Origin of the sequence: Algirhabdus cladophorae (genome assembly GCF_044772865.1) — a bacterium.
GTDB lineage: Bacteria > Pseudomonadota > Alphaproteobacteria > Rhodobacterales > Rhodobacteraceae > Algirhabdus > Algirhabdus cladophorae.
Genome location: NZ_CP173029.1, coordinates 2,592,303 through 2,611,036, shown reverse-complemented (window position 1 = coordinate 2,611,036; position 18,734 = coordinate 2,592,303). Strand labels below are relative to the sequence as shown.

Sequence of the window (18,734 nt, the reverse complement as noted above, 5' to 3'; positions counted from 1 at the left end):
TTATTTGATGTCCATCGACACCCAAACCGCCGCCCGTGTCGCCAAACTGGCGCGGATCAAAGTTGAAGACGACGCGCTGCCTGCATTGGCCCAAGAGTTTAGCAATATCCTTGGCTTTATTGAGCAACTGAATGAGGTGGATGTTGAAGGTGTTGAACCGATGACGTCCGTCACCCCCCAGCGTTTGTTTCGCCGCGAAGATGTGGTCACCGACGGGGATCAGCAGGGGGCGGTTCTGGCCAATGCACCAGATGCCCGCGAAGGATTTTTCGCCGTGCCAAAGGTGGTTGAATAATGTCTGATCTAAACACGCTCACCATTGCTGCCGCTCGGGACAAACTGCGCGCAGGCGAAATTACCTCGACCGAACTGACAGCCGCGTGTCTTGCGGCCGTCGAAGGCTCGAACGCGTTGAACGCTTTTGTGCACAACACGCCTGATCTGGCGATGGAGCAGGCCAAGGCGGCAGATGCACGCATTACAGCCGGCAATGCGCCGGCTATGTGTGGCATCCCGCTGGGCATCAAGGATCTGTTTTGCACCAAAGGTGTTGCGTCCCAAGCGGCCTCGGCCATTTTGGACGGGTTTAAACCTGAATACGAAAGCACGATCACGCAAAACTTGTTTGATGCAGGCGCTGTGATGTTGGGCAAGTTGAACATGGACGAGTTCGCCATGGGCAGCTCGAACGAAACATCGACCTATGGCGATGTGATTAACCCATGGAAAGTGGACGATCGCAACCTTACACCGGGCGGCTCTTCCGGGGGATCTGCCTCGGCTGTGGCCGCTGATTTGTGTTTGGCAGCAACGGGCACCGATACGGGCGGCTCGATCCGCCAACCTGCTGCTTTCACAGGCATCACTGGCATCAAACCCACCTACGGGCGCTGCTCGCGTTGGGGCGTTGTGGCTTTTGCTTCGTCTCTGGACCAAGCAGGCCCCATGACCAAAGACGTGCGCGATGCGGCGATAATGCTGGAAGCCATGTGTTCTTATGACGCCAAAGACAGCACCAGCGCTAATTTGCCCGTGCCAAACTTTGAGGCGGCTTTGACGGGTGATATCAAAGGCAAAAAGATAGGTATCCCCAAGGAATACCGTATGGACGGCATGCCTGCGGAAATCGAAAAACTGTGGCAAGATGGCCAAGCGATGATGCGTGACGCGGGTGCCGAGATCGTTGACATCAGCCTGCCCCACACGAAATACGCGCTGCCTGCGTATTACGTGATTGCCCCCGCTGAAGCGTCCTCAAACCTTGCCCGCTATGACGGTGTGCGTTTCGGCCACCGCGCAAAGTTGGAGGCAGGTGACGGCATCACTGAGATGTACGAAAAAACCCGCGCCGAGGGTTTCGGCCCAGAGGTGCAGCGTCGCGTGATGATCGGCACATACGTCCTATCCGCTGGATTCTATGACGCCTATTACAACCGCGCTCGCCGTGTTCGCACCCTGATCAAGCAAGACTTCGAGACCGTGTTCAACGACGGCATCGACGCGATCCTGACCCCTGCTACCCCGACATCTGCTTTTGGGTTGGGCGAGATGAAAAATGCGGATCCTGTGGAGATGTATATCAACGACGTCTTTACGGTCACTGTAAACCTTGCTGGGCTGCCTGGAATTGCGGTGCCAGCCGGCCTTGATAGCACTGGGCTGCCACTTGGTTTGCAATTGATCGGACGTCCTTGGGAAGAAGCCGAATTGCTGAATTCTGCCTATTCACTGGAACGTGCGGCAGGTTTTGTAGCGAAGCCTGAAAAATGGTGGTAAACTGCCTAAAAAGATAAAAGCAAAAGTGGGCAGACATGCGGTTTTTTATATTTGGGGCGATGATCCTTGGTCTTGCAGGCTGTGATCCTGCGGTTCCCAACAGTGGTGCACCTGTGCCTGTGGGGCAGGGGGTCGGGTTCAATAATTACGACGCATATCTAGAGGCCCAGCGGCAACGCGAGGCGGCTATTGCCGCCCAAGCAGCGGCGCAAGTCACAGCTGTTCCGGCAGCGCCCGAAGTCACCGGAACGACTCTAACGCCAGCCAGCCGCGTTTTGTCCACTGAAACTGTGAGTGCGACCCAACAGGCTCGTGAACAGGCAGGCGCATCGGTGCCTCAAGCCGCAGCGCCGCAAATCGCAACATCGCAGCCTGTGCGCCAACCGTTGCCCGTGCAAACCTCCGCCAATTCCAGCGCTACCAGTAGCGCCGATGACGCCCGCGAGATCGCGGCCCAAACCCAGGCAGCTTTGGCAAATTCTGGTGTGGCACCTGTTCAGGCCAGCCCGTCCAATCCTGCGCCAGAGGTGGTTCAGGTCAACACGGCTGGCATTTCGAACGAGAATGACTTTAATGCCGTTAGTCAGCGTGACAGTATCAAAGGCAATGCCGAACGCCTGCGCCAACAACGCGAGCAATATCAAGTGGTCCAACCCACCGCTTTGCCGACCCGCACTGGTGGCAATGAGCCAAACATCGTGAAATACGCCCTTGAGACCCGCAATGCCCGTGGCCAAGCCGTCTATAGGCGCACAGGCTTTAATTTGCGGGCCAAGCATGCACGCGCCTGTGCGGCTTATCCATCGGCTGATTTGGCCCAAGAGGCGTTTTTGGCAGCAGGAGGTCCCCAAAGGGATCGCAATGCACTGGACATCGATGGCGATGGCTTTGCCTGTAGTTGGGATCCGGCGCCGTTCCGCCGTGCGTTCCGCTGACACCGGTCGGGTATCCCTCGCCAAATTTTGGGCCGCGTAAGAACGGGGCCACGCCCTCACTGATTGTGCTGCACTACACGGCCATGGCATCAAGCCAACTGGCGTTAGAACGGCTCTGTGATCCTGAATTTGAAGTCTCTGCACACTACCTGATTTGCAGCACTGGTACCCTCTATCAACTGGTCTCAGACGAGATGCGAGCGTGGCATGCAGGTGTTGGCAGTTGGGGCGGATTGGACGATATCAACTCGCATTCCATCGGGATCGAGTTGGACAACAACGGCCAAGTACCTTTTACAGAGGTGCAAATGAACTGTCTCAAGGCGCTGTTGCGGGATCTGATGACCCGCTTTGATATCCCGCCGTCTCGGGTGATCGGCCATTCTGATATGGCGCCCGGGCGCAAATCGGATCCCGGGGCAATGTTCGATTGGCAAGATCTGGCCGCAGCGGGCCTGTCGGTTTGGGCCACCACGGATCAACAGGACGGTCCAGCCTTTGATCGGGCGGCTGCGGCATTCGGATATCCGATTACCCCCTATACCCTTGAGGCCTTCCGCCTTCGGTTTCGACCAAAGTCCCATGGTCCCGAAGAACCTTCAGACCGTGCCCTAATGCAGGCTTTGGCCGCGGCATACCCGGTTGACCCAATCCCAGACGCGGGCTAAGCCGCCTCTCACATGAAAAGGACGGTCGGAGGATCGCGTGGGGTTCGCCCCCCGAGGAAAGTCCGGACTCCAAAAGGCAATGGTGCCGGGTAACGCCCGGCTGGGGTAACCCAAGGGAAAGCGCCACAGAAAACAGACCGCCTGCCTTCGGGCTGGTAAGGGTGAAACGGTGGGGTAAGAGCCCACCGCGCAAGCAGCAATGCAAGCGGCACGGCAAGCCCCACCAGGAGCAATGCCAAATAGGAACGCTATTTGTGGGCGGCTTTTGTCCCAGCGTTCGGGTTGGCAGCTAGAGGGGCGCTGGTAACAGCGTCTTGAGATGAATGATCCTCGATCGGGTCCGCCCGTGAACAGAATCCGGCTTATAGGCCGTCCTTTTTCATGTATCCTCTCCTATTCAATGGTAGTGTTGCACTATGCAATGCCCCCTTTTTGCCGGTCTCCTGACTGGAATGTTGACCTTTGTAGCAGCTCAACCCGCTGCTGCTTTAGTAGATTGTGATGCGCTGAAGCGTCTGGTGAGCCTCGTACAAGAGGATCAATTTCAAAGCGCAACAACTGTCGAGGGAGCAACTTTTTGCCAAACATCAAAGGACCCTTCAGGCGTTGCGGTTTTTCATTGTGGATGGGGTTATGATTACCGCAGTCCGGGGGCAGAGGCGGCCTTTTCTGATCTGCTTTTTAACGTGGAGGCATGCTGGCCATCCGTAACAGCGACGCCACAAAGAGCACCGGTCAACCATCCCGATAGCTTTGATCAGCGGCTTTATGACTTAAACCGTGCGCAGATTTCGGTTTCCTTAAAAGACAAAGCTCGCCTTGCAGAAACCTATGTTTTTATTGCCGTTCAGCGGGTTGCAAAGCAAAATTGAAAAAATCAAATCGCAATCTGCCTTACGGTACGGATCTTGGCAGCGAATCCGGTTGACAGCGCGCGTCCACCCTCTAAAAGGCAGACTTCAAGGAATTCAGCGGGCGATCTCTGCCCTGCGACAGGAGACATGATATGGCGAAGCCAACCACAATCAAAATCCGCCTGAACTCAAGCGCAGGCACAGGCCACTTCTATGTGACCAAAAAGAACGCTCGCACAATGACCGAAAAAATGGTCGTGCGGAAATATGACCCAGTGGTCCGCAAGCACGTTGAGTACAAAGAAGGCAAAATCAAGTAAGCCTTACGTCAACAGCTTAGAGTTTTGAGGGCCACGCATTGCGCGTGGCCTTTTGCGTTTTGGAGGCATCTGTTCATGGACTATACCATCCGGCCCGGCACGCCCGCTGATACCAGCCAGGTTGATGCGCTTTTGGCACGGACCTATCCTGCATTGCTTAAGGCGGATTATGCGCCGTCGGTGTTAGTCACGGCTATACCTGTGATCAGTCGGGCGCGTCCGGAATTGATGCGCTGTGGCACCTACTATGTCGCTCTGACACACGGCGGAAATTTGGTGGGGGCAGGGGGCTGGACGCCAGACAAATCTGACCCAACGCTAGGCCACATCCGGCATGTTGTGACGGATCTGGATTATTTACGCCAAGGCATTGCAGGGGTATTGATGCAGACCAGTTTCCAGTCGGCACAAGAGGCCGGTTGCACGAAAATGGAATGCTGGTCGACCCTCACAGCAGAACGGTTTTATCAATCCCAAGGCTTTCAGACCGTGGGGCCTATGGATGTCACGCTGATGGGGGGGATTTCGTTCCCTGCGCTGCGGATGGAGCGTGACCTTCCTTAGCGACCTTACTGTGGAACGTGGTTGGTGGTTTGGGGTGTCGTTGCCAAAAGAAAAAGCCCCACCGGATCGCTCCGGCGGGGCCTGATATAGTCAGGTTAGACCTGTGATTACTCGCGGTTGCCAAACAGGCTGAGCAACATCATGAACATGTTGATGAAGTTCAGGTACAGGCTAAGCGCGCCCATGATCGCAGATTTTGCCAACCATTCGCTATCGCCGTGACGGGCGTGTGCGATGTAGTCGGTTTTGATCCGCTGGGTGTCATAGGCTGTCAGGCCGGCAAAGATCAGAACACCGATGATTGATACGGCGAACATGATAGCAGGGGAGCCGATGAAGATGTTGATCACCGACGCCACGATAATGCCGATCAGGCCCATAAACAAAAAGCTACCCCAGCCACTGATGTCTTTCTTTGTGGTATAACCCCACAAGGAAAGCGCACCGAATGCAATCGAGGTCACAAGAAACACCTGAGCAATCGAAATGCCGGTGTAGACCGCAAAGATGTAGCTGATCGACAAGCCCATTACGGCAGAAAAGGCGTAGAAGAACAGCTGCGCGCCAGCGGCGGACAGTTTGTTGATCATTGCACCAAAGGCGAAAACCATGATCAGCGGTGCAAACATCACGATGTAGCGGGTCATCCCTGTGAAAAGGGTCGAAATCATCGCTTCATTGGTGCCTGCGGCCCAAGCCACGAGGAAAGTTAACAACAAGCCTACGGACATTGTGCCGTATACTTTGTTCATGTGGGCGCGAAGGCCCTCGTCGATCGCGGCGGCCTGCGTGGCAGCGCCTGTGCGGATCGTTTGATAGTCTGCCATTTCAAGTCTCCAAAACTGGTTCCAAAGCGCACGAACGCGGATGCGTCGTATTGCTAAAGATATTGGCAGGAAAAGCGACATTTTCAAGGAAGACCGCCGGGTTTTCGACTATTTTCCTGAGGTTTTCTGTCGCATTTTCCTAATTTGGATCGTTTTGGCGGGGTATTGCTTAGATCCGCCAGTTTTTTGGGACATTCCAGACCGGCTGTGCGGCTTCTGCGCGTGCGTTTTGTTCTGAAATCCCGACGTCAGCCAATTGGCGGGCATCAAGCTGAGCCAAGGCGCGGCGGCTGCGGTGCAGGGTCAACAGGCTGAAAATCGAGAGGTTGCGCTGTGACGAGGTGGTGCGGGCAGGGTAGAAAAGATCAAGGGCTGACATGGAAGCGTCCTTTCGTTGAATTGTGATATGTTGTTGATGTTGAATCATGTTGCTTGATATGTGGAGCAAAGCCCGGCATATTAAAAATGAATGATTAACAGGTAACACATCAGGAATTGTGATATGGCGCGAAATTTAGATATGACAGCCTTGCGGTCTTTTGTGGCTGTGGCTGATGTGGGCGGGGTTACTAAGGCGTCGGGATTTTTGAACCTGACGCAATCTGCAGTGTCGATGCAGTTAAAGCGTCTTGAGGACAGCGTGGGGATATCCCTGCTGGACCGCAGCAATCGCACCATTGCGTTAACGTCGGAGGGGGAACAGCTGTTGAGTTATGCGCGACGCATGCTGCGCCTGAATGACGAAGCCTATTCGCGCCTGACCAGCGATATCTTTGAGGGCGAAATTACTTTGGGTGTGCCTCATGACATTGTGTACCCGGCCATTCCGCAGGTTCTGCGGCAATTTTCGGCTAACTTTCCGCGGGTTAAAGTTCAGCTTATCTCGTCATTCACCCGCGAACTGAAAGCCCAATTCGGGCGAGGCGAAGTGGATGTGATCCTGACCACAGAAGAAAACTGTGATGCGGGTGGGGTGACATTACAAACTGTGCCGTTGATTTGGGTCGGCGCACCAGAAGGCCAAGCCTATCGCAGCCGCCCGTTGCGGTTGGCTTATGAAGGGAACTGTATTTTCCGTGCCGGTGTCCAGAAGGCGCTGGATGACGTGGGGATCGATTGGGAAATGGCGGTCGAAAGCAACTCAACCCGGACCATCGAGGCCACTGTCAGCGCTGATTTGGCTGTGCATACAATGATCGAAGGGACCGAGCCTAAATATTTCGAACGTATCGTTCACAGTGGGGACTTGCCGGAACTGACCTCGATGCAGATCAACATGTATCGTGCAGGTTTAGAGGCCAACCCTATCCTTGATGCATTATGTCAGCAGATAAACGCGGCCTATGGTGCTTTGTAATTGACCAGAATTGAAGGCTTTGCGCCCCCTGTCGGGGTCGCTAGGGGGCCGCGCTGTGCTGGCGCACAGCGCGGCCCTACAACGGATGCACCAAGGTTTGGGTGGTTCGTTTTGATTGAGATGCCCTTAGGGCGTGACAACGACTTTTCCTGTTGAACGACGGCTTGCAAGCAGCTCTAAACCTTCTGCAGCGTTGGCTAATGGTACTGTGTGACCCACATGCGGGTGGATCTGCGACGCGCCAGCCCAGTTCAAAACCCGCTTGAGGCTGTCTGCCAAAGGGACAGGAGCCGTACTCAGATAGCCGCCCCAATAGAACCCCAGCACTGCGATGTTTTTCACGAGGATGATATTGGCCGGCACTGGCGCAATATCACCACTGGCAAAGCCTATCACCAAATAGCGCCCATGACGTTTGGTGGCTTTCAGCGCCGCTGTAAATTGTGCCCCGCCAACGGGATCATAAACCACATCGGCGCCGCCGAGATCCTTCACGCGGGCTGTGATGTCTTCGCTGTCACTATCAATAAGGTGATCGGCTCCTGCATTTTTGGCCACGACCAGTTTGTCAGAGCCGCGTGCGCAGGCAATAACCTTAGCGCCCATTTTCTTGCCCAGTTCAACGGCTGTCAGTCCCACGCCGCCTGCCGCACCAAGGACCAAAAGTGTCTCTCCCGGTTGCAAGGCAGCGCGATGATTAAGGGCCAGTTCACTTGTGCCATAAGCCACCAAAAGAGCGGCACCCTGTTCAAAGGAGACAGTATCAGGCAGGGAAATACAGTTTTTCGCATCAAACACTCCAAATTCGGCAAGGCCGCCGCTGCCGCCAAAAACCACAACGCGGTCCCCAACAGCCCAATCCGAGACTTGATCGCCGACGGCGTCGATGATCCCGGCAACCTCCATTCCCAGTGTAAACGGAGCAGCTGGCGTTTCCTGATATTGACCCTTGACCATCAGCAGATCCGCAAAGTTCAGCCCGCATGCCTTGATCGCGACGCGCACCTGATGCGATTGCGGGGTCGGGGTGCTGATTGTGGTCAGTGATGGTGGGCTGCCGATTGTGGTGACTTGAAACGCCTGCATAGTGGAACCTTTCCCGGTTGAGTCGCGTGAAAATGCGGGACGATTCCCAAAAAGAAAAGCCAAAACCACGTGAATTTGCAGCCTGAAGTGACGTAACGTCAAACACGTTATGGGGTATTAAACGGCATTCTGATCCCGTTTTTGAGGTATTAATTGACGTTAGATTTCACAGAAAAATCACAATAAAACAGATGTTTACGTGAAATTTACATTGAAATCCAGGTTTTACGTGAATTTTCCGTTATTTTATCTAGCAACCTAGGGTTTTTTATGCGAAGTCTAACTCGTCACTTAGTAAGGGAATGTACGAATGAAACATCCAGTTGATGTCCATGTTGGGAAACGTATCCGCCACCGTCGCTGGATGTTGGGTATGACCCAACAGCAACTTGCCGAAAAAGTTGGGATCAAATTCCAACAGATTCAGAAATATGAAACTGGCATGAACCGTGTCTCTGCATCGCGTCTTTGGGACATTGCAGATACGCTGGACGTGGCTATCAGCTTCTTTTTCGAAGGTCTTGCTGAGGGCGACCCAGCCGTTCAAAACGTAGAAAAGCTGCCAGGCGACGTTTTGACCGATAAGGAAGCGCTGGAATTGTTGCGGTCGTATTATGCTATGCCTGAAAATCAACGCCGCCGGTTGTTTGACTTGGCGCGGGTGCTTTCTGAAGCCGCGTAAGCCTCCAGAGACTGCCACCATAGCAAAGCCCGCTGATCATCCCTCGGCGGGTTTTGTTGTGTTTGGGAGGTGCTTGACCCAGCGCAGAGCAGAGGCTACCGGAAAGGTAATCTAGGCAAAGGACTTTGGGAAAATGCGTCATCCGAATATGGACAACCTAGTCGCCACAGCAAATATGATGGCAGATGCGGCGCGCGCTGCAATCCTCCCGTTCTTTCGTGACAAAACCCTGGTTTCCACGTCAAAAGAGGCGAACGGTTTCGATCCTGTGACCCAAGCTGACCGTGCAGGCGAAGAGGCCATGCGGGCCGTTTTGGCCCAACATCGGCCCGATGATGCCATCCTCGGCGAGGAATTTGACACTATAGATGGGACAACTGGCCTGACTTGGGTTTTGGATCCAATCGACGGGACCCGCGGGTTTGTCAGCGGCACGCCAACTTGGGGTGTGCTGATTGCGTTGAATGATGCGAACGGGCCTTTGCTGGGACTTATCGATCAACCCTATATCGGTGAACGCTTCATCGGTTTTGACGGTGCGGCCGAGGTCGCTGGCCCAGCCGGGACCGCGACGTTACAGGTCCTAGGCGATCGCCCTTTAGAACAGGCCACGATCTTTACAACATTTCCCGAGGTTGGAACGGATACTGATGGTGCCGCGTTCAAAGCGGTCGCTGAAAAATGCAAACTGACCCGTTACGGCATGGATTGCTATGCTTATGCCCTTTTGGCTGCGGGACATATTGATCTGGTTATCGAGGCTGGTTTGCAAGCCTACGATATTTGTGGCCCCATAGGGCTGATTGAGGCCGCAGGCGGTATTGTAACTGACTGGTCTGGAGGCCCCGCTCATAATGGTGGGCGGGTTGTTGCAGCCGCAAGCCAAGAGCAGCACAAAGCCGCACTGGACATCCTGGCGCAGTATGTAAATGACTGAAATACTGATAAAAAACGCACAAACCGTGCTGTGTATGACAGATGACCGCCAACAGTTATCAGACGCGGACATCCTGATTAGGGACGGGGTTATCGCAGCTGTTGGACCAAACCTGACAGTGCCCGAGGCCCGTGTTCACGACGCAAGCGGCTGTATCGTGACGCCCGGATTAGTGAACACGCATCACCATTTGTACCAGACGTTGACCCGCGCAGTTCCAAACGGGCAGGACGCGCTTTTGTTTGGCTGGTTACAAACTCTCTATCCTATTTGGCAAAAATTCGGCCCAGATGATATGCGTCTTTCTGCGATGCTGGGCCTGTCTGAACTTGCCTTGTCGGGCTGCAGCCTCAGCTCGGATCATCTTTATTTATTCCCCAACGGTGCACGTTTAGAAGACACGATCGAGGCAGCCGTTGAGGTGGGATTGCGGTTTCACCCCACCCGTGGCGCCATGAGCATTGGACAAAGCGCAGGAGGGTTACCCCCTGATGATCTGGTCGAGGCCGAAGCGGATATTTTGGACGACTGCATTCGCGTGATTGATGCGTTCCATGACCCAAGCGAAGGGTCGATGTGCCGTGTGGGGGTAGCACCATGTTCGCCGTTCTCTGTGAGCCGCGAGTTAATGCGTGATGCGGCCCTGCTGGCGCGGGACAAGGGTGTGATGATGCACACGCATTTGGCCGAAAACGACGAGGACGTAGCCTACAGTCTCGAGAAATTTGGCTGTAGACCCGGCGAATATGCGCAGGATCTGGGCTGGACCGGTTCGGACGTATGGCATGCCCATTGTGTCAAACTAGACAGCGCCGAGATCGATCTTTTTGCCCGCACCAAAACTGGTGTCGCCCATTGCCCTTGTTCTAATTGCCGCTTGGGATCCGGGATTGCACCGATTGTCCAGATGCGCGCAGCGGGCGTACCTGTGGGCCTAGGCGTGGACGGATCAGCCAGTAATGATGTGGCCAATTTGATCGGTGAGGCGCGGCAGTCCATGTTGTTGCAACGGGTTCAAAACGGCGCCGACGCAATGTCGGCCTATGATGCGCTGGAGCTTGCAACGCGCGGCGGGGCAGCTGTACTTGGCCGGTCGGATTGTGGGGCAATAGCTGTAGGCAAACGCGCGGACATCGCCGTGTGGTCAGGGCGCGAAATTGAAAATGCAGGCTCTTGGGATCCTGCCGCGTTGGTGCTGGCTGGGCCGCAAAAAGTCCGTGATCTGTTTGTGGAAGGCAGGCCTGTTGTTGCGCAGGGCCGAATGGTCACTGTAGATCTTTGTGGCCTTATCTCGCAGGCGGCATCAGCCGTTAAAGGACTTGTTTGAATGACGCAAATACGCAGTATATTGATGGTATTGGCTGTTTTTGTCCTTTTTTCATGTTCTAATTCCACATCCGCACCCGTTGTCAAAATGAGCGCACCGTCTGTGCAAACCGGTCAACCGGGTGGTGGTTTCAACGCTCTTTTCGCAACAGAGCGGGCAAAGCGTGGCCTTCCGGTGATGGCTGTAAATGCACAGCTCGGATCTGCGGCAAGAGCTCATGCGCAAGACATGCAAACCAAAGGTTATTTTGCCCATCAAAGCCCCTCGGGCAGCACTTTGCCAAACCGCGTGGACCGGGCCGGCTATTGCTACAGCCGCATCTCTGAAAACATTGCCAAGGGGCAGCGGACTGAGACCGAAGTTATGGACGCATGGCTTGCCTCGCCGGGGCATCTAAAGAACATGATTGACCCAACAGTTCGCGAATACGGGTTTGCGCAGGCAGGCACAGTGTGGGTTTTGGTTATGGGAGCCCGCTGTTAGCGCGCCTTTTCCCCGGCAATCCACACGCCTGCTATAGATCGGTCATCGCCCATCATGATTGTTGGAAACAAGGCCTGCCAAATGTTGTTCGCCATTGCACGGCGTTGGGCAATCACTGGCGTTGCGGCCAAATCCAAAGCCACGATATCGGCCATGGATCCCACCTGAAGCCCGCCAATTTGATCGCCCATATGCAAAACATTTGCCGAGCCCTGCGTGGCCAACCATAGCAATTGCGCCGGATGCAGGGCCGTGCCGTTAAGTTGCCCGATCTCATAACTGGCCGCCATTACGCGTAGCATTGAAAAGCTGGATCCGCCGCCGGTATCTGTGGCCAGCCCAACAGGGATATGGCGCGCAACAAGGCCCGCCATGTCAAACAAACCTGATCCGATAAATGTGTTTGATGTGGGGCAATGCACAAGGCCTGCACCGGTTTCAGAAAGACGGTCCACTTCGCGCGGGCTGAGATGAATGGCATGACCATAAACACCGCGCGCGCCCAACAAGCCAAAGGCCTCATAGGTGTCCAGATAATCCCGGGCATCAGGATACAGCGACTGGACCCAGTCGATTTCAGCCAATTGTTCTGACAGATGCGTTTGCATCAGGCATTGCGGGTGCTTGGCCCACAGCGCGCCTAATGCTTCTAGTTGCTCTGGCGTTGACGTGGGCGAAAACCGTGGGGTGATCGCGTAACTCGCCCGCCCCACGCCGTGCCATTTGGACAGCAAAGCGTTGCTGTCATCATAGGCCGATTGGGCGGTGTCACGCAAATTTTCGGGCGCATTGCGGTCCATACAGGTCTTACCTGCAACCACGGCCATATTGCGCTGGGCGGCAGCCGCAAAATAAGCATCCACGCTTTGGGGATGGATCGTGCAATAGCTGACCTGTGTTGTGGTGCCGTTGTCCAACGCCAGATCGAGGGTCGTGTCAGCCACGGTCCGGGCATAATCTGGGTCGCCAAACTTGGCCTCCTGCGGAAACGTGTAGGTGTTCAGCCAATCGATCAGTTGTTTGCCCCAACTGGCGATCATTGGGGTTTGCGGGTAGTGCATATGGGCGTCGACAAAGCCCGGCAGCAACAGTTTGTCCCCCATTTCGATCCGCGGCACCTGCGGATGGGCCGCCGTCAGCTCGGGCGCCTCACCAACGGCCATGATTTTGCCGTCTCTCACCAAAATTGCCCCATGGGTGCGATGGCGCGCGGCGTCCTCAGGGGGCGTTTCAAACGGTGAAGTCATAAACTCAAGCGTTTGACCAAGAAGTAAAAATTGCTGAGCCATATGCGTTTTTAGGCCGAAATGCGCTGAGGGTAAATCATCGATTTCCCCTCTGTGCTTTGCATATCCAAATTGCTAGGTAGGGGGTAGCGAGGTGCGAGATGGCAGACGACATCCAAATTTCCGAACAGCGCGACGACGGCGCCTATGCTTTGGCCAAAGATTTGGTGCAAAGCGTGTTGGACAGCATTGCAAACCGCGATGCCGAAGAATTGCACCGCGTGTTGGATCCCTTGCACCCAGCAGACGTGGCCGATCTTTTTGAACAGATCAGCGAAGAAAAACGCGCAGGCCTGCTGACCTTGTGGCGCGGTGGTATGGACGGCGATGTTCTGTCCGAACTGGAAGAAAACCTGCGCGAAGACGTCATCGACATGCTGGAACCGGCGCAATTGGCCGAAGCCGTGCGTGATCTGGACAGCGATGATGTGGTGGATCTGGTCGAGGATTTGGACGACAGCCAGCAAGAGGCAGTGTTGGACGCTTTGGACGATGCAGACCGCGTCGCAGTCGAGCAGGCCCTGTCTTATCCGGAAGAATCTGCGGGCCGTTTGATGCAGCGCGAGGTCGTCATGGCCCCGTCCCATTGGAACGTTGGCGAAGCGATTGATTTTCTGCGCAATCAAGATGATTTGCCGGAACAGTTCTATCACATGATCCTTGTGGATCCGCGTTTGAAACCCGTGGGCTACGTGACTTTGGGCAAGCTGCTAGGCTCGCGGCGTGAGGTGCTATTAACGTCGATCACTGAAGACAGCTTTCGCACGATCCCAGTGGACCAAGACGAAGAAGAAGTTGCCTATGCTTTCAACCAATACCACTTGATCTCGGCGCCTGTGGTCGATGCGGATGAACGGCTGGTTGGCCAGATCACCATCGATGACGCCATGGCAGTTTTGGACGGTGAGGCAGAAGAGGATTTGTTGCGCCTTGCGGGTGTTGGCGAAGGCTCACTGTCGGACCGCGTCGTGGAAACAACGAAACAGCGCCTGCCGTGGTTGGCGGTCAATCTGGTCACCGCCATCCTTGCCTCATTGGTGATTGCCCAGTTTGAGGCGGCGATCGCGCAACTGGTGGCCTTGGCGGTTCTGATGCCGATTGTGGCCTCCATGGGCGGTAACGCGGGCACACAATCCCTAACCGTGGCGGTGCGCGCTATTGCGACCAAAGATTTGACCGGCTCGAACGTGTGGCGCGTGATCCGACGTGAGGCGCTGGTGGGCCTGATCAACGGGCTTATTTTCGCAGTTGTTATGGGAATTATTGGCGCGGTCTGGTTCTCTATGCCCCTGTTGGGGGGTGTGGTGGCCGTGGCCATGGTGGTCAATTTGGTGATCGCCGGACTCGCGGGCACTGGCATTCCTGTGGTGCTGGAAAAGCTGGGCATCGACCCTGCGCTGGCCTCAGGGGCGTTTGTGACGACTGTGACGGATGTGGTCGGTTTCTTTGCCTTTTTGGGCTTGGCAGTGGTTGTTTTACTATGACTTTGGACGGCCAAAAGAAATCGACCCGCAAAGCGGCCTTTGCCGCGCGCAAACAGGTCTTCGAGACGCAGCTCGCGGGCCAGTCGGCGCTATTGTCCGAGTTCCTAGCAGGGCATCGCAGCGTTCCCACTGCGGGGTATATGCCGATCAACACGGAAATCAGCCCACTGGCGGCTATGGCCGAACAATCTGCTTATGGCGAGGTGTCTGTGCCGGTGATCCAAAGGGCCGGATTACCCCTGAAATTCGCCCTGTGGGAGCCTGATATCGCGATGGTCGACGGGGATTTCGGGGCCAAGATCCCGCAGGATCCCACCTTCACTACACCTCAGATCGTGATCTTGCCACTTGTGGCTTGGGACGCTTCTGGCAATCGCTTGGGCTACGGCGGCGGGTTCTATGACCGCTCCATCGAGGGGTTGAAAACTAAAGGGGCAATACTGGCGGTTGGATTTGCCTTTGATGAGCAAGAGGTCGACGCCGTGCCCACCGAAGCCACGGATCAGCCTTTGGATATGATGATCACTCAAAGCCGCGTTTTGACTTTTGGCTAAACCCCTCTTGCCCCGCTGATCGCCTATGCCTACTCAGTGCCCATGAGAATTCTATTTTTAGGCGATGTGGTTGGCAAAGCCGGTCGCGCGGCCCTTACTGAAAATCTATCCCAACTGCGCAGTGAATGGGCGTTGGATTTTGTCGTGGTCAACGGTGAGAACGCGACTAATGGCATGGGCCTGTCGACCGAGCACGCCAAAGTATTGCTGGCCGCAGGGGCCGATTGTCTGACCCTCGGGGATCATGCGTTCGACCAGCGCGACATGATGCAGTTTATCGAAACAGAACCGCGTATCATTCGTCCGCTGAACTTTTCCAAAGTGGCACCTGGGCGTGGTGCAGCTATTTTCACAACGGCACGCGGCAAGAAGATTCTGGTGACCCAAGTCTTGGGCCAGGTCTTTATGAAGCGGCCCTTTGATGATCCGTTTTCCCACATCGATGCAATCCTGAACAAGCACAGGCTGAGCAGTCAGTTGCAAATCTTGGTGGATGTGCATTGTGAGGCCACATCGGAAAAAATGGGGATGGGGCATTTTTGCGATGGCCGCGCCAGTGTTGTTGTTGGCACCCATACCCATGTGCCCACAGGCGATGCACAAATCCTGCCTAAAGGTACGGCGTTTCAATCCGATGCAGGCATGTGTGGCGATTACAATTCAGTAATCGGTATGGATAAGGTCGAGCCTATGACGCGCTTTGTTACGGGCATGTCCAAGGGGCGTTTCCAGCCTGCAACTGGCGCGGCGACCCTGTCGGGGTTGTTTGTGGAAACCGATGATGCCACGGGCAAAGCCGTGACGACCAAGATGATCCGCTACGGCGGCCGTCTGGAACAAGCAACGCCATGACACCGCGCGTCGAGCGGGCCTTTTTGTTCGGCGTTTTGATCGCCATGGGGGCGGCGTGGGGGTTTAGCCAACCGATGGCCAAACTCGCCGTCAGCACGGGATACAAACACTTTGGGATCATTTTTTGGCAATTTGTGATTGGGGCCCTGTGTCTGGGGGCGATCAACATTCTGCGCGGCAAGAGGTTGCCACTCGGACCAGTGCAGTTGAAATTTTACCTGCTTATCGCTCTGATCGGGACAATATTTCCCAACAGCGCCAGTTATCAGGCCATTGCCGTGCTGCCTGTAGGCATAGTTTCAATATTGTTGTCTTTGATCCCAATGATGGCCTTTCCAGTGGCCCTTTGGTGGGGATTGGACAAGTTTTCTGTGACCCGTCTAGGCGGTCTTGTGTTCGGAATGGTCGGAGTTTTGGTGTTGATCCTGCCGCAGGCCAGCCTGCCAGATCCGGCGATGATTTGGTTCATTCCGCTCGCCTTGATCGCCCCGCTATTTTATGCGTTTGAGGGCAATGTGATCGCGCGCTGGGGCACCTACGGCCTTGATCCAATCCAAACGCTTTTGGGCGCCTCCGTCGTGGGTGCAATTGTCATGGTGCCTGTTACGCTGGCAACTGGCCAATGGATTAGCCCTTTGCCCGGCTATGGGGTGGCTGATCTAGGAATTGTAGCAAGTTCGCTGGCCCATGTTGCAGCCTATGTGTGCTATTTCTGGCTGATCGGACGGGCGGGATCGGTTTTTGCAATCCAAGTCAGTTACTTGGCGACGGGTTTTGGAGTATTATGGGCCATGGTTATTTTGTCTGAGACATATTCAAACACGTTCTGGTTAGCGATGCTGATTATGTTTGTCGGGCTGTTTTTGGTCCAGCCACGCAGTTCCTCTGATCAGGAGGACGCCTACCAGTGAGCGCGTTTTTCGAGTTTTCCCAAACCACCCAAGCCGTGCTGACCTTGCTGGTTGTGGCCGGCATGTTTTTGTTGTTCCTGCGCGAAGTATTCCCCACCGAAGTCGTGGCGATCACTGGGGTTGCGGCGATGCTGATCTTGGGCGTGCTGCCCTATGATGCAGCGGTGGCCGCATTGTCAAACCCGGCGCCTTGGACCATTGCGGCAATGTTTATCGTAATGGGGTCACTGGTGCGCACCGGGGCTTTGGAATGGTTCACCCAAGCCGCAGAAGCAAGGGTCGAGACCCAACCCGTGCTGGCGGTGGGCGCTTTGATCCTGCTGGTGATTGTAGCCTCGGCCTTTGTGTCCAATACCCCCGTGGTGGTCGTGATGATCCCTGTCTTTGTGCAACTGTCGGCCAAACTGGGCGTAATGCCGTCGAAATTGCTGATCCCGTTGAGTTATGCGGCAATCCTTGGGGGCACTTTGACGCTGATTGGGACCTCGACCAACTTGCTGGTTGATGGGGTGGCACAGGCCAACGGATTGGCTGCGTTCTCAATTTTTGAAGTGACGCCTTTGGGCATTTTATTGGTCATCTGGGGGATGATCTATCTGCGCTTCATCGGGCCGTATCTATTGCCCGAGAGGACCAGTATGGCAGGGCTATTGTCAGATAAGTCCAAGAAAAAATTCTTTTCCGAGGCGATTATTCCGCCTGAAAGCAATTTGATCGGGCGTGAAGTGAACTCGGTGCAATTGTTCAAACGTGAAGGTGTACGTTTGATCGATGTGGTGCGCGGCGATCTTTCGTTGCGGCGCAATCTGGCGGGGGTCACGTTGCAAGTGGGCGACCGCGTTGTGTTGCGCACAGCCATGACTGAACTGCTATCATTGCAGGCCACCAAAAGCCTCAAGCGGGTCGATCAGGTGTCGGCGGTGGAAACAAGCACAGTCGAAGTTCTGATCACGCCAGGGTGTAAAATGGTCGGTCGTTCGCTGGGCTCAATGCGTTTGCGCCGGAGGTTTGGGGTCTATACTTTGGCGGCCCACAGGCGCGATCAGAACATTGGCCGGGCCTTGGATGACTTGATTGTGCGCGTCGGCGATACGCTGCTGTTGGAAGGTGCGCCAGAGGATATTCAGCGGTTGGCAGCAGAGATGAATCTGCTGGATGTCAGTCAACCAAGCGCGCGGGCGTTCCGCCGGACCCGTGCGCCGATTGCGCTGCTGGCGTTGTTGGGGATTGTGGGATTGGCGGCCTTTGGTGTGGCCCCGATCTTCCTTTTGTCAGTTTTGGCCGTGGCCTTGGTTTTGGTGACCAAGTGTATCGACGCCGACGAGGCCTTTGGCATGGTCGATGGGCGATTGCTGGCGCTCATCTTTTCAATGTTGGCGATTGGAGCGGCTCTTGAGGCCTCGGGTGCTGTACGCTTGATCGTTGAAGCAATTGCCCCGTGGTTGGGCGGTCTGCCGCCGTTCTTGATTGTCTGGGCGATTTACTTACTGACCTCTGTGTTGACCGAACTGGTCTCAAACAATGCAGTTGCCGTGGTTGTAGCGCCGATTGCAATAGGCTTGGCAGGGTCGATGGGCATCGATCCGCGCCCCTTGGTGGTGGCTGTTATGGTCGCAGCCTCGGCCAGTTTTGCCACGCCCATCGGCTATCAGACCAATATGCTGGTTTATGGCCCGGGCGGCTATAAGTTTACGGATTTTTGCAAAGTTGGGATCCCGTTGAACTTGTCTGTAGGGCTTTTAGCCAGTGCGGTTATTCCGTTCATCTGGCCGCTTTAGGTCTTTGAGGTCTGGATGATCCCCGCTTGCGGACGGAGGCGGTTCAATGAACG

At 55.2% G+C, this 18,734-nt stretch carries 21 protein-coding genes and 1 other RNA gene; 18 read left to right on the top strand and 4 right to left on the bottom strand.

Annotated elements, in window-relative coordinates; translation table 11 throughout:
• Window positions 1–7: 7 nt before the first annotated feature.
• From gatC to ACIRQ6_RS12505, 8 genes are all read left to right on the top strand, one after another.
• The gene (gene gatC, locus ACIRQ6_RS12540) at window positions 8–295 is read left to right on the top strand and encodes an Asp-tRNA(Asn)/Glu-tRNA(Gln) amidotransferase subunit GatC (protein ID WP_420860942.1); all 288 of its coding nucleotides are present in this window, start codon (window positions 8–10) and stop codon (window positions 293–295) included.
• The gene (gene gatA / locus ACIRQ6_RS12535; RefSeq protein ID WP_420860941.1) at window positions 295–1,776 is read left to right on the top strand and encodes an Asp-tRNA(Asn)/Glu-tRNA(Gln) amidotransferase subunit GatA; all 1,482 of its coding nucleotides are present in this window, start codon (window positions 295–297) and stop codon (window positions 1,774–1,776) included. The genes gatC and gatA overlap by 1 nt, the downstream gene beginning before the upstream one ends.
• 35 nt (window positions 1,777–1,811) lie before the next feature.
• Window positions 1,812–2,711 (top strand): hypothetical protein, encoded by a 900-nt coding sequence (locus ACIRQ6_RS12530; protein WP_420860940.1) that lies wholly within the window; start codon window positions 1,812–1,814, stop codon window positions 2,709–2,711.
• Window positions 2,712–2,794: 83 nt separating this feature from the next.
• Window positions 2,795–3,379 carry an N-acetylmuramoyl-L-alanine amidase gene (locus ACIRQ6_RS12525; RefSeq protein ID WP_420860939.1) on the top strand — a complete coding sequence of 195 codons (585 nt, stop codon included), beginning with the start codon at window positions 2,795–2,797 and terminating at the stop codon, window positions 3,377–3,379.
• A 17-nt stretch (window positions 3,380–3,396) separates the two neighbouring features.
• An RNA gene (gene rnpB, locus ACIRQ6_RS12520) (RNase P RNA component class A) lies at window positions 3,397–3,760 on the top strand.
• 71 nt (window positions 3,761–3,831) lie between these two features.
• Entirely contained in the window at window positions 3,832–4,251 is a 420-nt protein-coding gene (locus ACIRQ6_RS12515; protein ID WP_420860938.1) for a hypothetical protein, read from the top strand.
• A gap of 134 nt (window positions 4,252–4,385) precedes the next feature.
• A complete protein-coding gene (gene rpmG / locus ACIRQ6_RS12510) occupies window positions 4,386–4,553 on the top strand; it encodes a 50S ribosomal protein L33 (RefSeq protein WP_008554190.1) in 168 nt (55 codons plus the stop codon).
• 75 nt (window positions 4,554–4,628) lie between these two features.
• Window positions 4,629–5,117, top strand: a complete 489-nt coding sequence (locus ACIRQ6_RS12505; protein WP_420860937.1) for a GNAT family N-acetyltransferase — start codon at window positions 4,629–4,631, stop codon at window positions 5,115–5,117.
• A 107-nt stretch (window positions 5,118–5,224) separates the two neighbouring features.
• Here the strand turns inward: ACIRQ6_RS12505 and ACIRQ6_RS12500 are convergent, their stop codons facing one another.
• Both ACIRQ6_RS12500 and ACIRQ6_RS12495 read right to left on the bottom strand, forming a co-directional pair.
• A complete protein-coding gene (locus ACIRQ6_RS12500; protein WP_420860936.1) occupies window positions 5,225–5,944 on the bottom strand; it encodes a Bax inhibitor-1 family protein in 720 nt (239 codons plus the stop codon).
• Between the two features lie 169 nt (window positions 5,945–6,113).
• A complete protein-coding gene (locus ACIRQ6_RS12495; protein WP_420860935.1) occupies window positions 6,114–6,323 on the bottom strand; it encodes a DUF1127 domain-containing protein in 210 nt (69 codons plus the stop codon).
• 123 nt (window positions 6,324–6,446) lie between these two features.
• On the opposite strand from ACIRQ6_RS12495, the gene ACIRQ6_RS12490 reads away from it, so the two are divergent.
• Window positions 6,447–7,301 (top strand): LysR family transcriptional regulator, encoded by an 855-nt coding sequence (locus tag ACIRQ6_RS12490; RefSeq protein WP_420860934.1) that lies wholly within the window; start codon window positions 6,447–6,449, stop codon window positions 7,299–7,301.
• Window positions 7,302–7,427: 126 nt separating this feature from the next.
• Here the strand turns inward: ACIRQ6_RS12490 and ACIRQ6_RS12485 are convergent, their stop codons facing one another.
• Window positions 7,428–8,387 (bottom strand): NADPH:quinone oxidoreductase family protein, encoded by a 960-nt coding sequence (locus tag ACIRQ6_RS12485; RefSeq protein WP_420860933.1) that lies wholly within the window; start codon window positions 8,385–8,387, stop codon window positions 7,428–7,430.
• 310 nt (window positions 8,388–8,697) lie between these two features.
• On the opposite strand from ACIRQ6_RS12485, the gene ACIRQ6_RS12480 reads away from it, so the two are divergent.
• The 4 genes from ACIRQ6_RS12480 to ACIRQ6_RS12465 all read left to right on the top strand — a co-directional run bounded on the left by ACIRQ6_RS12480 (window position 8,698) and on the right by ACIRQ6_RS12465 (window position 11,816).
• Window positions 8,698–9,069 carry a helix-turn-helix domain-containing protein gene (locus ACIRQ6_RS12480; RefSeq protein WP_420860932.1) on the top strand — a complete coding sequence of 124 codons (372 nt, stop codon included), beginning with the start codon at window positions 8,698–8,700 and terminating at the stop codon, window positions 9,067–9,069.
• Between the two features lie 148 nt (window positions 9,070–9,217).
• On the top strand, window positions 9,218–10,006 hold the full coding sequence (gene hisN, locus ACIRQ6_RS12475) for a histidinol-phosphatase (protein ID WP_420860931.1): 789 nt from the start codon (window positions 9,218–9,220) through the stop codon (window positions 10,004–10,006).
• The gene (locus ACIRQ6_RS12470; protein ID WP_420860930.1) at window positions 9,999–11,333 is read left to right on the top strand and encodes an 8-oxoguanine deaminase; all 1,335 of its coding nucleotides are present in this window, start codon (window positions 9,999–10,001) and stop codon (window positions 11,331–11,333) included. The genes hisN and ACIRQ6_RS12470 overlap by 8 nt, the downstream gene beginning before the upstream one ends.
• An 87-nt stretch (window positions 11,334–11,420) precedes the next feature.
• Window positions 11,421–11,816, top strand: a complete 396-nt coding sequence (locus ACIRQ6_RS12465) for a CAP domain-containing protein (RefSeq protein WP_420860929.1) — start codon at window positions 11,421–11,423, stop codon at window positions 11,814–11,816.
• Here ACIRQ6_RS12465 and guaD read toward each other — a convergent pair.
• Window positions 11,813–13,105, bottom strand: coding sequence for a guanine deaminase (gene guaD, locus ACIRQ6_RS12460; protein ID WP_420860928.1), 1,293 nt, complete (start codon window positions 13,103–13,105; stop codon window positions 11,813–11,815). The two genes, ACIRQ6_RS12465 and guaD, sit on opposite strands and share 4 nt — an antisense overlap.
• 98 nt (window positions 13,106–13,203) lie before the next feature.
• Here guaD and mgtE point away from each other — a divergent pair, with 98 nt between their 5' ends.
• Genes mgtE through ACIRQ6_RS12435 form a run of 5 tightly spaced genes read left to right on the top strand, consistent with a single transcriptional unit; the run spans window position 13,204 to window position 18,681 of the window.
• A complete protein-coding gene (mgtE, locus tag ACIRQ6_RS12455) occupies window positions 13,204–14,586 on the top strand; it encodes a magnesium transporter (protein ID WP_420860927.1) in 1,383 nt (460 codons plus the stop codon).
• The gene (locus tag ACIRQ6_RS12450) at window positions 14,583–15,140 is read left to right on the top strand and encodes a 5-formyltetrahydrofolate cyclo-ligase (RefSeq protein ID WP_420860926.1); all 558 of its coding nucleotides are present in this window, start codon (window positions 14,583–14,585) and stop codon (window positions 15,138–15,140) included. Before mgtE ends, ACIRQ6_RS12450 begins: the two co-directional genes overlap by 4 nt.
• Before the next feature lie 42 nt (window positions 15,141–15,182).
• The gene (locus tag ACIRQ6_RS12445) at window positions 15,183–15,992 is read left to right on the top strand and encodes a TIGR00282 family metallophosphoesterase (RefSeq protein ID WP_420860925.1); all 810 of its coding nucleotides are present in this window, start codon (window positions 15,183–15,185) and stop codon (window positions 15,990–15,992) included.
• Window positions 15,989–16,903 carry a DMT family transporter gene (locus ACIRQ6_RS12440; protein ID WP_420860924.1) on the top strand — a complete coding sequence of 305 codons (915 nt, stop codon included), beginning with the start codon at window positions 15,989–15,991 and terminating at the stop codon, window positions 16,901–16,903. Before ACIRQ6_RS12445 ends, ACIRQ6_RS12440 begins: the two co-directional genes overlap by 4 nt.
• The gene (locus tag ACIRQ6_RS12435; protein WP_420860923.1) at window positions 16,900–18,681 is read left to right on the top strand and encodes an SLC13 family permease; all 1,782 of its coding nucleotides are present in this window, start codon (window positions 16,900–16,902) and stop codon (window positions 18,679–18,681) included. The genes ACIRQ6_RS12440 and ACIRQ6_RS12435 overlap by 4 nt, the downstream gene beginning before the upstream one ends.
• Window positions 18,682–18,734: the final 53 nt, after the last annotated feature.

What these genes read in the sequence shown, in the direction of transcription:
- ACIRQ6_RS12505 (WP_420860937.1), top strand. Translation starts at nt 4,629, where the DNA reads ATGGACTATACCATCCGGCCCGGCACGCCCGCTGATACCAGCCAGGTT.
- rpmG (WP_008554190.1), top strand. Translation starts at nt 4,386, where the DNA reads ATGGCGAAGCCAACCACAATCAAAATCCGCCTGAACTCAAGCGCAGGC.
- gatC (WP_420860942.1), top strand. Translation starts at nt 8, where the DNA reads ATGTCCATCGACACCCAAACCGCCGCCCGTGTCGCCAAACTGGCGCGG.
- ACIRQ6_RS12490 (WP_420860934.1), top strand. Translation starts at nt 6,447, where the DNA reads ATGGCGCGAAATTTAGATATGACAGCCTTGCGGTCTTTTGTGGCTGTG.
- ACIRQ6_RS12445 (WP_420860925.1), top strand. Translation starts at nt 15,183, where the DNA reads ATGAGAATTCTATTTTTAGGCGATGTGGTTGGCAAAGCCGGTCGCGCG.
- ACIRQ6_RS12465 (WP_420860929.1), top strand. Translation starts at nt 11,421, where the DNA reads ATGAGCGCACCGTCTGTGCAAACCGGTCAACCGGGTGGTGGTTTCAAC.
- ACIRQ6_RS12525 (WP_420860939.1), top strand. Translation starts at nt 2,795, where the DNA reads ATGGCATCAAGCCAACTGGCGTTAGAACGGCTCTGTGATCCTGAATTT.
- hisN (WP_420860931.1), top strand. Translation starts at nt 9,218, where the DNA reads ATGGACAACCTAGTCGCCACAGCAAATATGATGGCAGATGCGGCGCGC.
- ACIRQ6_RS12495 (WP_420860935.1), bottom strand. Translation starts at nt 6,323, where the DNA reads ATGTCAGCCCTTGATCTTTTCTACCCTGCCCGCACCACCTCGTCACAG.
- gatA (WP_420860941.1), top strand. Translation starts at nt 295, where the DNA reads ATGTCTGATCTAAACACGCTCACCATTGCTGCCGCTCGGGACAAACTG.
- ACIRQ6_RS12470 (WP_420860930.1), top strand. Translation starts at nt 9,999, where the DNA reads ATGACTGAAATACTGATAAAAAACGCACAAACCGTGCTGTGTATGACA.
- guaD (WP_420860928.1), bottom strand. Translation starts at nt 13,105, where the DNA reads ATGGCTCAGCAATTTTTACTTCTTGGTCAAACGCTTGAGTTTATGACT.
- ACIRQ6_RS12450 (WP_420860926.1), top strand. Translation starts at nt 14,583, where the DNA reads ATGACTTTGGACGGCCAAAAGAAATCGACCCGCAAAGCGGCCTTTGCC.
- mgtE (WP_420860927.1), top strand. Translation starts at nt 13,204, where the DNA reads ATGGCAGACGACATCCAAATTTCCGAACAGCGCGACGACGGCGCCTAT.
- ACIRQ6_RS12530 (WP_420860940.1), top strand. Translation starts at nt 1,812, where the DNA reads ATGCGGTTTTTTATATTTGGGGCGATGATCCTTGGTCTTGCAGGCTGT.
- ACIRQ6_RS12485 (WP_420860933.1), bottom strand. Translation starts at nt 8,387, where the DNA reads ATGCAGGCGTTTCAAGTCACCACAATCGGCAGCCCACCATCACTGACC.
- ACIRQ6_RS12500 (WP_420860936.1), bottom strand. Translation starts at nt 5,944, where the DNA reads ATGGCAGACTATCAAACGATCCGCACAGGCGCTGCCACGCAGGCCGCC.
- ACIRQ6_RS12480 (WP_420860932.1), top strand. Translation starts at nt 8,698, where the DNA reads ATGAAACATCCAGTTGATGTCCATGTTGGGAAACGTATCCGCCACCGT.
- ACIRQ6_RS12440 (WP_420860924.1), top strand. Translation starts at nt 15,989, where the DNA reads ATGACACCGCGCGTCGAGCGGGCCTTTTTGTTCGGCGTTTTGATCGCC.
- ACIRQ6_RS12515 (WP_420860938.1), top strand. Translation starts at nt 3,832, where the DNA reads ATGTTGACCTTTGTAGCAGCTCAACCCGCTGCTGCTTTAGTAGATTGT.